This is a genomic window from Acidovorax sp. 94 (assembly GCF_003634645.1).
Lineage (GTDB): Bacteria > Pseudomonadota > Gammaproteobacteria > Burkholderiales > Burkholderiaceae_C > Acidovorax > Acidovorax facilis.
Genome location: NZ_RBJA01000001.1, coordinates 405,333 through 417,433 on the forward strand (window position 1 = coordinate 405,333; position 12,101 = coordinate 417,433).

The window sequence follows — 12,101 nt, forward strand, 5'->3', positions numbered from 1 at the left end:
GTGCTTATTTTATTTGCGCCAATGCAATCATAAATTTTGCTGGTCGCCATACGTCGGTAGATACACCAACGGGTGATGCCAACCCTCTTGCCATAGAAAGCCCGCCCCATGAAACGCACCTGCACCTGCATTGCCCGCCTGTTGAATACCCTCTGTGCCCCACACGCTCAAGGATGGACGGCATGAGCTCGCGAACAGCCGCACCCGCACTCACCCTGGTCTCGCATGCGCTGTGCCCCTACGTGCAGCGCGTGGCCATCGTTCTGCACGAAAAGGGGCTGGCGTTTGAGCGCCGCACCATCGACCTGGCCCGCAAGCCCGACTGGTTTTTGGCCATCTCGCCGCTGGGCAAGACCCCGGTCTTGCAGGTGCAGGGCCAAAGCCTGTTCGAGTCGGCCGTGATCTGCGAATACCTTGAGGAGGTGGCCATGCCCGTGTTGCACCCGTCAGATCCGCTGCAACGCGCACGCCACCGGGCATGGATGGAGTTTGGCTCTGCCGTGCTGAACACCATCGGCGGCTTCTACGCCGCGCCGGATGAGGCCACGCTGCAGGCCCGCGCGCAGGACCTGCGCAGCCGTTTTGTGCAGATCGAAGAGGCCCTGGGCCAGCGCAGCGTGCCGGGGCCGTACTTTGCGGGGCCGCACTTTGGCATGGTGGACGCGGTGTTTGGCCCGGTGTTCCGGTACTTTGACGTCATCGACACCTTGCCGGGCATGGATGACCTGGCGCTCTGGCAAGACTTGCCGCTGGTGCAGCAGTGGCGGGCAGCGCTGGCTGCGCGCCCTTCTGTGCAGCAGGCCGTGGGTGCGGACTATGCCGAGGGCTTGCGGGCCTTTTTGCGCGCGCGTGGGTCAGCCCTGTCGCGGCGCATGCATGCGGTGGCCGCCTAGGCCCTTCACGCCTACCAGCTCAATCTGCCCAGGTGCCCGGCGCCAGCCCGTCCAGCGTGTACGGCCCGATGGCCGCACGGATGAGCCGCAGCGTGGGGTGGCCCACGGCGGCCGTCATGCGGCGCACCTGGCGGTTGCGGCCTTCGCGGATGATCAGCTCGATCCAGGCAGTGGGGATGGCCTTGCGTTCGCGGATAGGCGGGTTGCGGTCCCACACTGCAGGCGCGGGCTCCAGCAGCCGTGCGCGGGTCGGCAGGGTGGGGCCATCGTTCAGCACCACGCCGCTGCGCAGCGCGGCCAGCGCGGCCTCATCGGGGACGCCCTCCACCTGCACCCAGTAGGTCTTCTCCATCTTGAAGCGCGGGTCCGCAATGCGGGCCTGTTGCTTGCCGTCGTTGGTCAGCAGCAGCAGGCCCTCGCTGTCCGCATCCAGCCGCCCCGCCACGTACACGCCGGGCAGGTCGATGTAATCCTTCAGGCCCTGCCATTTGCCCTCGGCCGTAAACTGGCTGAGCACGCCGTAGGGTTTGTTGAAGCGGATCAGGCGGGCGGTCATCGACGACGGGGTGGGAGCGGTGATGGTGGATCGGGGGGGCAGGGCTGCCGAGCATAGCTGCGGCGAGGGAGGAAAGAACCAGTGCGGCGCTGAGTGAACAGGATGGCGTCTGACACCCGCTTCATCTCCGGCCTGGCCGGGGAGGCGGAGCTTGACAGGTAAAATAGGCTCCAGCGCTACGCTAGCTTGTGCTGGCAGCTATCTAATCCATAGCTGATACATCTGGGAAAGTGTTGCCTGACCCTCTCATCCAGGCCTCAAGGAGACACCGCCATGACCACCATTGAACTCGACATTGCCCAGACCATCGGCATCGCCGCCGTGCTGCTGGTGGTGGGCGATTTCATCAAAAACCGCGTCGGCTTGCTCTCGCGTTACTTCATTCCCGGGCCCATCATCGGCGGACTGGTGTTTTCGCTGATTGCGCTGGTGGGCCACCAGACGGGCCTGTTCACCTTTCAGTTCTACGACAACATGCGCGCCTTTTTGCTGCTGGTGTTTTTCACCACCATCGGCTTTTCGGCCAGCTTCGAGCTGCTCAAGAAAGGCGGTGTCGGCGTAGCGCTGTTTCTGGCCGCCGCCGTGGGCCTGGTGGTGCTGCAGAACCTGCTGGGCGCCGGGCTGGCTGCTGCGCTGGGCGTGCATCCGCTCATCGGCGTGGCGGCGGGATCCATATCGCTCACGGGTGGGCACGGCACCTCGGCCGCGTTTGGCCCGCTGCTGGAGCAGGCGGGCGCCGCAGGTGCGTTGCCCGCCGCCATTGCAGCGGCCACCTATGGCCTGGTGGCGGGTTGCGTGATTGGCGGCCCGCTGGGCACCCTGCTGATGCGGCGCAATGGCCTGCACACCTCGGGGTTGGCTGCGGGCATGCCAGCCGGTGCTACCGCCACGGCGGCTGGCGCTGTCGACGCCGCCAATGCCTCCACCGCCCGCCTTGCAGCCCCGGCCCCCATGGGCAACAGCGACACTGTGATGTACGCCAGCATCCTGATTGCCGTGTCCATCGGGGCAGGCACGTTGCTGGTCAACTGGCTCAAGGACCTGGGCATTACGCTGCCGTCGTACCTGGGCCCGATGCTGGTGGCGGCGGTGGTGCGCAACATCATCGACTGGCGCGACAGTGCGCTGCCCCTGCGCCAGTTCGAGGTAGTGGGCAATGTGTCGCTGGCGTTCTTCCTGGCCATGGCGTTGATGTCGATGAAGCTGTGGGAACTGGCCGAGGTGGCCGGGCCGCTGCTGGTCATCCTGCTTGCCCAGACCGTGCTGATGTTTGCGTATGGCTACTTTGTCACCTTCCGTGTGATGGGCCGTGACTATGACGCCGCAGTCATCGCCGCCGGCCACTGCGGCTTTGGCATGGGCGCCACGCCCAACGCCATGGCCAACATGCAGGCGTTCACCGCCGTCAATGGGCCATCGGTGAAGGCGTTTTTTGTGATCCCGCTCGTGGGTTCGCTCTTCATCGACTTTTTCAACGCCGTGATCATCACGGGCTTCATGAATTATTTGAAGTAGCCCGTTGAAGCGTGGTGCGGCTCAACGGGCTGCATGGGTTTCAGCGCGGCGCACCGGCCCGCAGCCGCGAAGCGGGCACGGCCCGAGCAAGGGCCGTCCCGCAGTGAGGGGCGTCATCCCGCGCAGCGACTCTGGGGCTACAAGAACAATGCGGGGTCCACCATGGTGCGGTTCAGCATCACGCCCCAGTGCAGGTGCGGGCCGGTCACGCGGCCGGTGGCGCCCACCTTGCAGAACGCGTCGCCTGCCTGCAGCACATCGCCCACGCGCACCTCCATGCTGCTCAGGTGGCAGTACATGGTGAGCAGGCCTTGGCCGTGGTCCAGCCACACCGTGCCGCCGTTGAAGAAGTAGTCGCCCACGTCAATCACCCGGCCCGGCAGCGGCGCCACGATGGGCGTACCGGTGGCGGCGGCAATGTCCATGCCGCTGTGCGGATTGCGCGGCTGGCCGTTGAACACGCGGCGCAGCCCGAACGAGCTGGACCGCCGCCCCGGCACGGGCACGCGCATGCGCAGCGATGCCAGCGCCACGCCTGCGGGCTGCTCGGTGAAGGTGGCCATCACCTGGGCCTGGTGGTCGCGCTCGCGCTCGTAGCGGGCCTGGTCCTCGGGCGAGAGGTCCACCGTGCGGGGCGATACCTTGAGGTGCTGCTCCTTGTATTGCTTGGGGGCTACGGCGTAGTGCACCAGGCGCGGGCTGCCGCCGCTTTCGGCCAGCACGGTGATAAACGCATCGCCGGGTGCTGCGGCCAGCGGTATGCCCACGATGGCTGTCCACTCAATGGCATCGCCCACCACCCGCAGCGGCACATCCGCATCGCCCTGGCGCACCTGCGCCACCGGCCGTGTGGCCGCTGGGCCCAGCGACAGCCGCGCCACACCACCGGGCACCTGCAGCGCCTGGGGCCACACCGTGGGCGCGGGTGGCAAGGGCTTGGCGTGCAGCAGCCCCACCAGGGCGGGCTGGGCGAGAAGGCCCGCCGTGCCGATCAAGGCGCTGCGGCGGTTAATGGGGTTGGCTGGGCGGATGAGGGAAGGGCGGGCAGGTTCAGACACGGCAGGGCAACGGTAAGAAAAAAGCGCGGGGGGATGGCAAGCGTGCTGCAGCCGCGCGTGCACGGCGAGCACCCCGCAATTGTGCCGCCCAGCGTTGGCGGCGTCCGCCTACATCGCCACCCCCAGGCCGCCACCTACCATCGCGCCATGCCACCTGCCGCCCCCCGCCGCTTCACCATGTTCACTGTCTTGCTCACGGCCCTGGCCACGGGGGCCCTTGTCTTGTTGGCGCTCAACTTCACGGCGGGCGAGAAAAAGGTGCAGCAACAGCTGCCGCGCCTGTACAACACCGCCCACCCGCAGTTCGAACGTGCCCTGGGCAGTCTGCTGGGCCCGGGCATTGTGGGCGGCAATGCGGTGACAGAGCTGCTCAACGGCGACCAGATCTTTCCGCCCATGCTGGCCGCGATCAAATCCGCGCAAAAAAGCGTCACCTTCGAAACCTACATCTACTGGTCGGGCGACATCGGCAAGCAGTTTGCCGACGCCCTGAGCGAGCGCGCCCGCGCGGGTGTGCCCGTGCATGTGCTGCTCGACTGGGTGGGCAGCGCCAAGATGGAAGAGAGCTACCTGGCCGAAATGAAAGCGGCCGGGGTGCAGATCGAAAAATTCCACAAACCCCACTGGTACAACCTGGCACGCCTGAACAACCGCACCCACCGCAAGCTGTTGGTGGTGGATGGACAGGTGGGCTTTACCGGTGGCGTGGGCATTGCGCCGGAGTGGACGGGCCACGCGCAAGACCCCAACCACTGGCGCGACTCGCACTACCTGGTGCGTGGCCCAGTGGTGGCGCAGATGCAGGCCACGTTTTTGGACAACTGGCTCAAGGTCACCGGCAAGGTGCTGCATGGCGAGGCGTACTTTCCGGCCATCGCACAAGACCCTCCCGTGGGCACGCAAAAGGCGCAGATGTTCTCCAGCTCGCCATCGAGTGGCAGCGAGAGCATGCAGCTCATGTACCACCTGGCCATCACCGCGGCCGAGCGCAGCATCGACCTGTCGGTGGCGTACTTCGTGCCCGATGAGCTGACCCACAAATTGCTGATGGACGCCTTGGCGCGCGGCGTGCGCCTGCGCCTGGTGACCCCCGGTGAACACACCGACACCGAAACGGTGAAGGCTGCATCCCGCGCCACCTGGGGCCCGCTGCTGCAGGCCGGTGCCGAGATTTATGAATACACGCCCACCATGTACCACTGCAAGGTCATGATCGTGGACCAGCTGCTGGTGTCGGTGGGCTCCACCAATTTTGACAACCGCTCGTTCCGCCTGAACGATGAGGCCAACCTGAACGTGTACGACGCGGCGTTTGCGCAGCGCCAGACCCAGGTTTTTGAAGACGATATCGAGCGGTCACGCCGCGTGACCTACCAGGCTTGGTTGGACCGGCCGCTGCGCGAGAAGGCTCACGAGAAATTGACGGCCTTGCTGCGGTCGCAGTTGTGATGGGGTTTGAATAAAATCAGGTGCTAGCGCTTTTGGGTAAAGCGCCAGACGCTATCAATAGTGTAGTTTTCTGCGTCTGATGCGGGGGCGAAGACGCCGCCTGGATTTTTCAACCCAAGCAGGCATTTGCCCCTAGTCCACTGAAACCGAGAAATCGGCTGTGCGCCGGGGTGGCAGCGGGTGCAGCGCAAGGCTCGGGCTGCGGCCAAGGCTGGCCGCCTTGGCAAAGCCCGCAACGCAGCCATGCGCCTGCTACCACCCTGGCCCGAAGGGTGAGGGCCTGGCAGGGCCGCCCTCGTCGTTGCTGTGCTCGCCGGGTGTGCAACCCGCCTGCGCCCGCCGCCTAGAGTGCGGCCCTGCCAGACCCTCACGCACAGCCGATTTCTCGGTTTCAGTGGACTAGTGTCCCAAGTTTCAAACTCGGGACCCTCGTCCATCAGTGCGTCACAAACTCATACGTCACTGCCTCACTGTCCACCATGTCGAGGATGTCGTCCAGCACATCTTCATCTTCGGTGCTGGCCCACAGGTCTTCAGGGTCTGCCGCAAACAGGGGTTCGATGGCAATGTCCATGAACTTGCCGTCGGGCAGCTTGATGACAGGCGTGCCCTCCGAGGTGTCGACCAGCTCCCAGTCGTCGGGCACGGTCATTTCGAGTTGGATGGTGACGTTGAGTTTTTTCATGGCGATTCCTTGTTGGTAACCGGGCAGGGTAACCTGATTTGTTCTGCTGTGCGGGCTCCGGCGCCGACCGAGCGCGGATATGTGCCTGCTCATCGTGTGTCTTGGTTCCACCACAGCCGCTCCCTTAGAATTTTTGGCATATCAAGAGGGGAAGTCCGTTGGATCTCGCACAAACAGTCACAGACGCGGCACAGCAGTGCGCGCGCACGGCACAAGCCATCGTTCACAATGTTGAAAAAGTTCTGGAGGGCAAGCATCAGCAGGTCGAATTGGCGCTCGCAGCCGTCGTGGCTGGAGGGCACCTGCTGATTGAGGATGTGCCCGGCCTGGGCAAGACCATGCTGGCGCGCGCGCTGGCGGTGTCGGTGGGGCTGTCGTTCAAGCGCATCCAGTTCACCGCCGACCTGATGCCTTCAGACATCGTGGGCGGGCCGGTCTACAACCCCAAGGACGGCAGCTTCACGCTGCGCCCCGGCCCCGTCTTTGCCAACATCGTGCTGGCTGACGAGATCAATCGTGCCAACCCGCGCGCCCAGTCGGCCCTGCTCGAATGCATGGAGGAGGGGCAGATCACGCTGGACGGGCAAACCCTGCCGCTGCCAACACCGTTCGCCGTGCTGGCTACGCAAAACCCCATCGACATGGCGGGCACTTACCCGCTGCCAGAGGCGCAGCTCGACCGCTTCCTCATCCGCCTTTCGCTGGGCTACCCCGACGCGGATACCGAAGCGGGCCTGATCCAGAGCCAGCAGTTCTCGCACCCCATCAGCCGATTGCAGCCGGTGTGCCGGGCCGGCGAGTTCGAGCGGCTGGTGGCAGGGGCGCACGAGGTGTCCATCACCCCTGAGGTGGCGCAGTTCATTGCTGCCATCGTGCGGGCCACGCGCAAGCACCCCGACATCCGCTTCGGCGCCAGCCCGCGCGGCACGCTGGGCCTGGCGCGGATGGCGCGCGCGCTCAGCTGCATCCGCGGGCGCTCTTATGTGGACCCGGCCGTGGTGCGCGAAGTGGCCACGCCGGTGCTGGCACACCGCATCATTGTGCAGGGGCAGGGCGCCCAGGCCAAGGACCCCCACGACATCATCCAGGCCATCCTGATGTCGCAGCGCACGCCCCAGTAGCGCCCATGGAGCGACTGCTGACCCGATCACGCGTACTGCTCGCGTTCTGCTGCACGCTGCTGCTGGCGGCGCTCAACCGCCGAGACCCCATGGTCTACGGCATGTTCCTGTTCCTCGCCACCGTGACCGTGATGGGCTTCGTGCTGCCCTGGCTTTCGCTGCGCGGCATGGCCGTGCGGCTGCGGGCCGATGGTCTGGGTGGGGAAATGATCGAAGGCGCTGGGTGCGACATTGGCATCGTGGTGGAGCGCAGCGTGCGCTGGCCCGCCTTCATGGTGGACGTGGAGACCGAATGGGAATGGGCCGGGCGTCACCTGACACTGTGCCAGACGATTCCCGTAGTTCGCGCAGGCAAGGCCGTTGAACTGGGCCGGCAAGTGCGGTTTGCATGCCGGGGTCACTACCGGCTGGTTGCCGTGCGTCTGGCCTGTGGCTTCCCGCTGGGCCTGGTGCAGGCCCGGCATGCCATGCAGCACACCGGTATCGCAGTGCATGTACTGCCCAAGCCGCAAGCGATGTATTGGCCGCTGCCCTGGAATGTATCGCCCGACCCCTCGGGCACGCTCGCCACCCGCCACACGGGCCAATCGTTCGAGCTGGGCCTGTTGCGCGAGTACCAGCAGGGCGATTCAGTAGGACGGGTGAACTGGCGCGCTTCAGCCCGGGTGGGCGAGTTGGTGATCCAGCACTTCCAGCAACTGGGGGCCGTGGTCCTGCGGGTGGCTGTGCATGCGCCTGCGGCGCCAGCCTTGGGCAACCCCGCCAGCGCGGGGGAGCAGGCCATCCGCCTGGCGGCGGGGGTTTTCGATGCAGCCCAAGGACACGGTGCACAGGCATTTCTGTATTTGGCGGGCGATGGCGAGCCTGTGCAGGGCGCTGCCCTGGTGCGCACGGCCCTGGCTGCGGCGCAGCCAGCAAGTCCTGCCCAGTTGTGCGAAGCCTGCATGCGCGTGGCTGCGGTTGCAAGGGTGGGCGATCAGATCGCGCTGGTCGTGCCGGGCGACATGGTGCAGGCCGACCTGGCAGCAGCGCTGGCAGAGTTGAAGGGCGTTGCCTGCGCAGTGGTGGTGTGCATCGCCTTGGGACATGTTGTTGGTCCGGCGCAATTGGTAGCTGCCCAGGGCCTGCAGGCCGTGGCCCAGCGGGCCGGTGCAGTCAGCTGGATGGAGGCACCATGAGGTCTGGCAGCACACCCGGCAATGCATCCGCCCTGGCCTCCACCGGCGTGCAGCCCGTACCCACCAGGGGCAGCACCCGCCGGGCGGACAAAGAACCATCGGCCCCGCTGCAGAGTCGGGGCGCCATCGTGTTCGCAGGGCTGAGCTATCTGTTCACAGCCTTTGCGTTCTCTTACGTGGAACGGAGCTATCGGGCCTTCGGTTTTGCCTGTCTGCTGTGGCTGGTGTGGGCGGCACTTGGCTTTGGCGCTGGGGTGTTCAACCAGCGCGGCCCCGAGGGTGCAGGCCGCAGGCAATGGCAGGTGCTGGGTCTGTTGGGCTTTGTGCTGGCGGTGTTCCCAGGCATCCTTCTCTTCTCCTTCCCGCGCTGGGTGTGCATGGTGCTGCTGGTCGTGATGGGCGCGCGGGCGGCCCAGCTGCGCACGCGGCGTGACCTGTACCTCACGATGACCGTGATCTTCACGGTATGTTTTCTGACCACCACGCACTACGCTGCCGACTGGAGCCTGTGGTTCTACCTGGGGCCGGCCTGGCTGTGCGGTGCGCTGACGCTTGCTTGGCTTCATGCCGAAGGCGTAGACCTGTCGCGCTGGACCAAGCTGTCGATGACTGCAGGTTTCGTAGCGGTGTCCTTTGCCATTGCTACCACACTGTTCCTGTTTGCACCCCGGCCGCCGGTGCTCGGTTTTGGCTTCCTGCCAGGCGGCGATACGCCGGGTTTGTTCGAACCGCCTTTCGGGAAGCAGAGCGACCCTGATGCGGACCAACGCGCCCGGGGGCAGGGCGGTCAAGGTGGTGCGGGTGGCAAGGGCTCCGGCTGGGGGGCGCCTCCGCGCCAGGGGCAGTCGCGGCTACAGCCCGGTACGCCCCCATCGCAGTGGGATCGCATGCTGGATTCCATGCGGGACGCTGGCCGCGACCCGTTCGCTCCACAGTGGCAGCGCGGTGCTATCAATGGGGCGCTGGACGCGGCCCAGGCGCTGCGCAACTGGTGGAAAGGCAGCGGCGGTCCAGGTGGCGCGGTGGGGACTGGTGGGCAGGACGACACGTCCATGCAGCCGCCTCCACCGGGCAGCGGCGGGGCAAGCAGTCTGCTCGGTCTGTTGCTATGGCTGGTCTTCGTGTTTCTGGCATGGCTGCTGTGGCGTCGGCGCCATCGATGGGGCGTGCGCCTGGCACTGGCTGTGGCGTGGGGCCTGTCGCGGTGGTTTCCTGCACGGTCCATGCAGCTGTCTGCCCGTGCCATGACTTGGTGCTTGCGCGCCTACCGGCACCCGCCGCTGCGCGGGCAGTCCGTGCGCGAGCACTGGTCTTCTGCGAAAGGGCTTGCGCCACTGGCCCACACCTGGCTGAGTCGGGCGCTGGAGAACTACTGCGCCATGCGCTTCGGCGGCCTGCCTGCGACTCAGGAGCGGGCCCGGCGCCTGCGCGAGGACGTGCTGGGCGCCACCGAGGTCATGAGCGGCACCGTGCCCGAACTCAGCCGCTGAAGTCAGGCAGCCCTCCGGCGTCGCTGCGCGGCGGGGTTGAGTCCCTGCTGCTTGGCCGTCGTCTTCATTTGCCACGCTGACCGCAGCCGCGCGCGGTTCAATTCAAGGCTGACGGCAGTGTGCAGACTATGGATACGGGTGCGGCGTGCCTTGAACTGGTGGACCTCATCCGGCCGACTCGCTGGGCACGCTGCGTAGCGAGGGGCTGCTGTATCCTTTTGTTGCGCACCGCTCACGCAGATGTTTGCAGTTGCACAGCGTATCCCTCTTCCTTCGGAGTCTCGCCCAATGATCGCCAAAAAAGTATTTGCCCTGGCCGCCGTGGCCGCCACCCTCGCCTTCAGCCAGGCCGCACAAGCCGGCCCCCGGCTCGACAAGATCATGGAGGCCAAGGTCATCCGCGTGGGCACGCCCGGCGACTACCGCCCGTTTGCCATCAAGACCGACGCGGGCTACAGCGGCCACGACATCGACGTGATCGAAACCATGGCCAAGGAGCTGGGCGTGAAGATCGAATACGTGCCCACCACCTGGCCCAACCTGGTGAAGGACCTGCAGGGCGACAAGTTCGACGTGGCCGTCGGCGGCATCACCCGCAACGTCAACCGCATGCGCATCTTTGAAATGCTGCCAGGCTACGCTCCGTTCGGCAAAGTAGCCCTGGTGCGCGCGGCCGACAAGGCCAAATACACCAGCGTGGATGCCATGAACCAGCCCGCCGTGCGCGTCATCAAGAACCCCGGCGGCACCAACGAAACCTATGTGCTGGCCAACCTGAAAACTGCCCAGGTCAGCACGCACGACAAGAACGCCGAGATCCCCGCGCTGATCGCCGAAGGCAAGGGCGACGTGATGATCACCGAAACCTACGAAGCCCTGCACTACGCCAAGGTCGACCCGCGCCTGCACGCCGCGTTTGTGGATGCGCCACTCACGCCCAAGAACTACCTGGGCTTCATGTTGCCCACCGACGACGCCGACTATGTGCGTGTGATGGGCTTTGTGTGGGGCCTGGTGGACAGCCGGGGCACCATCAAGCAGGCGGCTGACAAGTGGTTGAAGTGATCAGGGCCTGAGGCTATGGGCGTCTGAGTTATTCGCCCGGAATCTCTGGCTCCACCAGCAGCGCCAGCAGCTGCAGCGACTCCTGCCAGCCCACGTAGCACATCTCGGTGGGGATCACCGCCGGGATGCCCGCCTGCACGATGGACACCTCGGTCCCCGCGATCACCTTTTTCAGCTGGATCGTGGTGCGCATCTCGCCCGGCAGGTTGGGGTCGTCAAACCGGTCGGTGTGCACGATGCGCTCGCCCGGCACCAGCTCCACATACTCGCCGCCAAACGCATGCGTCCCGCCACTGCTGAAGTTGGTGAACTGCATGCGGTAACTCCCGCCCACGCGTGCGTCCATGCTCAGCACCCGGCCGGTAAACCCGTGGGGCGGCAGCCATTTGCACATGGCGTCTGGGTCCAGAAAGGCGCGGTAGATGCGCTCTGCCGGGGCGCGCAGCACGCGGTGCAGGGTGACGGTACCGGTGTTGGTGTTGGTCGTCATGCTCGGGTCTCCTTGGGGTGTAGATCTGTGGTGGATGAAAGCGTGAACCGCCAAACCATATCGGTTATTCAACATGTTCACACCCCTACGACGAACGGACCTGCGCGTTTTCGACACGCCGCTGTTGCAACGGCAAACTTTTTGGCAAAGCCTCAGCCTTTCAGGCCAAAACCGTCCGCACCCCAAAGCTCTCGCTGCCCTGCGCCCAGGCCAGCAGCCGGTCAATGTTGGGGTGCTTGCCAGGGAAGGTGCGCGCATCGGCTACATGCTCGGCATACCACTCCAGCCCCAGGGTGGCGGCCGCAGGCGTGATGCGGCCGCCGTATAAGGCCGCCAACGCGGCATACACCACCAGCGACCCGGTCTGTCCGGGCTTGTTCTCGATGGTGGCCAGCACTTGCCCATCCGGGCCCAGCAGGTGCAGGGCGGTAAGGTGGCTGGCGGAGGGGAGTTGCTTGAGGCGGTCTGTGAAGTTCATGGGATGGTGATAGGAGTGAAAATTTGAATGAAATTGGCCGCTTCCGCTCTATGGATAAGCACTTGTAGCTACCAAAAGAGGAGTAAAAACCGATGGTATGGAAGTAGCGGTGCGGTGGCGGGT

The 12,101-nt window shown here is 65.5% G+C and carries 12 protein-coding genes; 7 read left to right on the forward strand and 5 right to left on the reverse strand.

Annotation, left to right across the window (positions count from 1 at the left end):
• Window positions 1–182: 182 nt before the first annotated feature.
• Complete coding sequence (locus C8C94_RS01845; RefSeq protein ID WP_121422639.1) at window positions 183–893, forward strand: glutathione S-transferase family protein; 711 nt, start codon at window positions 183–185, stop codon at window positions 891–893.
• Between the two features lie 19 nt (window positions 894–912).
• Here C8C94_RS01845 and C8C94_RS01850 read toward each other — a convergent pair whose 3' ends face one another.
• Window positions 913–1,449, reverse strand: a complete 537-nt coding sequence (locus tag C8C94_RS01850) for a pseudouridine synthase (protein ID WP_121419510.1) — start codon at window positions 1,447–1,449, stop codon at window positions 913–915.
• A gap of 273 nt (window positions 1,450–1,722) precedes the next feature.
• Between C8C94_RS01850 and gltS the strand changes: the two genes are divergently transcribed.
• Complete coding sequence (gltS, locus tag C8C94_RS01855; protein WP_121419511.1) at window positions 1,723–2,964, forward strand: sodium/glutamate symporter; 1,242 nt, start codon at window positions 1,723–1,725, stop codon at window positions 2,962–2,964.
• Between the two features lie 137 nt (window positions 2,965–3,101).
• Here the strand turns inward: gltS and C8C94_RS01860 are convergent, their stop codons facing one another.
• Window positions 3,102–4,022, reverse strand: a complete 921-nt coding sequence (locus C8C94_RS01860; RefSeq protein ID WP_121419512.1) for a M23 family metallopeptidase — start codon at window positions 4,020–4,022, stop codon at window positions 3,102–3,104.
• A gap of 177 nt (window positions 4,023–4,199) precedes the next feature.
• On the opposite strand from C8C94_RS01860, the gene C8C94_RS01865 reads away from it, so the two are divergent.
• A complete protein-coding gene (locus C8C94_RS01865; RefSeq protein WP_121422640.1) occupies window positions 4,200–5,471 on the forward strand; it encodes a phosphatidylserine/phosphatidylglycerophosphate/cardiolipin synthase family protein in 1,272 nt (423 codons plus the stop codon).
• A gap of 436 nt (window positions 5,472–5,907) precedes the next feature.
• Here the strand turns inward: C8C94_RS01865 and C8C94_RS01870 are convergent, their stop codons facing one another.
• Window positions 5,908–6,156: a hypothetical protein gene (locus tag C8C94_RS01870; protein ID WP_121419513.1), complete on the reverse strand. Its 249-nt coding sequence runs from the start codon at window positions 6,154–6,156 to the stop codon at window positions 5,908–5,910.
• 158 nt (window positions 6,157–6,314) lie between these two features.
• Between C8C94_RS01870 and C8C94_RS01875 the strand changes: the two genes are divergently transcribed.
• The 4 genes from C8C94_RS01875 to C8C94_RS01890 all read left to right on the forward strand — a co-directional run bounded on the left by C8C94_RS01875 (window position 6,315) and on the right by C8C94_RS01890 (window position 11,010).
• Window positions 6,315–7,277, forward strand: a complete 963-nt coding sequence (locus tag C8C94_RS01875) for a MoxR family ATPase (RefSeq protein WP_121419514.1) — start codon at window positions 6,315–6,317, stop codon at window positions 7,275–7,277.
• Window positions 7,278–7,282: 5 nt separating this feature from the next.
• Window positions 7,283–8,455 (forward strand): DUF58 domain-containing protein, encoded by a 1,173-nt coding sequence (locus C8C94_RS01880; protein WP_121419515.1) that lies wholly within the window; start codon window positions 7,283–7,285, stop codon window positions 8,453–8,455.
• A complete protein-coding gene (locus C8C94_RS01885; RefSeq protein WP_121419516.1) occupies window positions 8,452–9,945 on the forward strand; it encodes a DUF3488 domain-containing protein in 1,494 nt (497 codons plus the stop codon). Before C8C94_RS01880 ends, C8C94_RS01885 begins: the two co-directional genes overlap by 4 nt.
• 288 nt (window positions 9,946–10,233) lie before the next feature.
• Window positions 10,234–11,010, forward strand: coding sequence for a transporter substrate-binding domain-containing protein (locus tag C8C94_RS01890; protein WP_121419517.1), 777 nt, complete (start codon window positions 10,234–10,236; stop codon window positions 11,008–11,010).
• A gap of 28 nt (window positions 11,011–11,038) precedes the next feature.
• Here the strand turns inward: C8C94_RS01890 and C8C94_RS01895 are convergent, their stop codons facing one another.
• Both C8C94_RS01895 and C8C94_RS01900 read right to left on the reverse strand, forming a co-directional pair.
• A complete protein-coding gene (locus C8C94_RS01895) occupies window positions 11,039–11,500 on the reverse strand; it encodes an SRPBCC family protein (protein ID WP_055398924.1) in 462 nt (153 codons plus the stop codon).
• 160 nt (window positions 11,501–11,660) lie between these two features.
• On the reverse strand, window positions 11,661–11,978 hold the full coding sequence (locus C8C94_RS01900) for a DUF2322 family protein (protein ID WP_055398926.1): 318 nt from the start codon (window positions 11,976–11,978) through the stop codon (window positions 11,661–11,663).
• Window positions 11,979–12,101: the final 123 nt, after the last annotated feature.

Excerpts from the sequence above, each read along its gene's own strand:
- C8C94_RS01845 (WP_121422639.1), top strand. The coding sequence starts at position 183 with ATGAGCTCGCGAACAGCCGCACCCGCACTCACCCTGGTCTCGCATGCG.
- C8C94_RS01850 (WP_121419510.1), bottom strand. The coding sequence starts at position 1,449 with ATGACCGCCCGCCTGATCCGCTTCAACAAACCCTACGGCGTGCTCAGC.
- gltS (WP_121419511.1), top strand. The coding sequence starts at position 1,723 with ATGACCACCATTGAACTCGACATTGCCCAGACCATCGGCATCGCCGCC.
- C8C94_RS01865 (WP_121422640.1), top strand. The coding sequence starts at position 4,200 with ATGTTCACTGTCTTGCTCACGGCCCTGGCCACGGGGGCCCTTGTCTTG.
- C8C94_RS01870 (WP_121419513.1), bottom strand. The coding sequence starts at position 6,156 with ATGAAAAAACTCAACGTCACCATCCAACTCGAAATGACCGTGCCCGAC.
- C8C94_RS01880 (WP_121419515.1), top strand. The coding sequence starts at position 7,283 with ATGGAGCGACTGCTGACCCGATCACGCGTACTGCTCGCGTTCTGCTGC.
- C8C94_RS01885 (WP_121419516.1), top strand. The coding sequence starts at position 8,452 with ATGAGGTCTGGCAGCACACCCGGCAATGCATCCGCCCTGGCCTCCACC.
- C8C94_RS01890 (WP_121419517.1), top strand. The coding sequence starts at position 10,234 with ATGATCGCCAAAAAAGTATTTGCCCTGGCCGCCGTGGCCGCCACCCTC.
- C8C94_RS01895 (WP_055398924.1), bottom strand. The coding sequence starts at position 11,500 with ATGACGACCAACACCAACACCGGTACCGTCACCCTGCACCGCGTGCTG.
- C8C94_RS01900 (WP_055398926.1), bottom strand. The coding sequence starts at position 11,978 with ATGAACTTCACAGACCGCCTCAAGCAACTCCCCTCCGCCAGCCACCTT.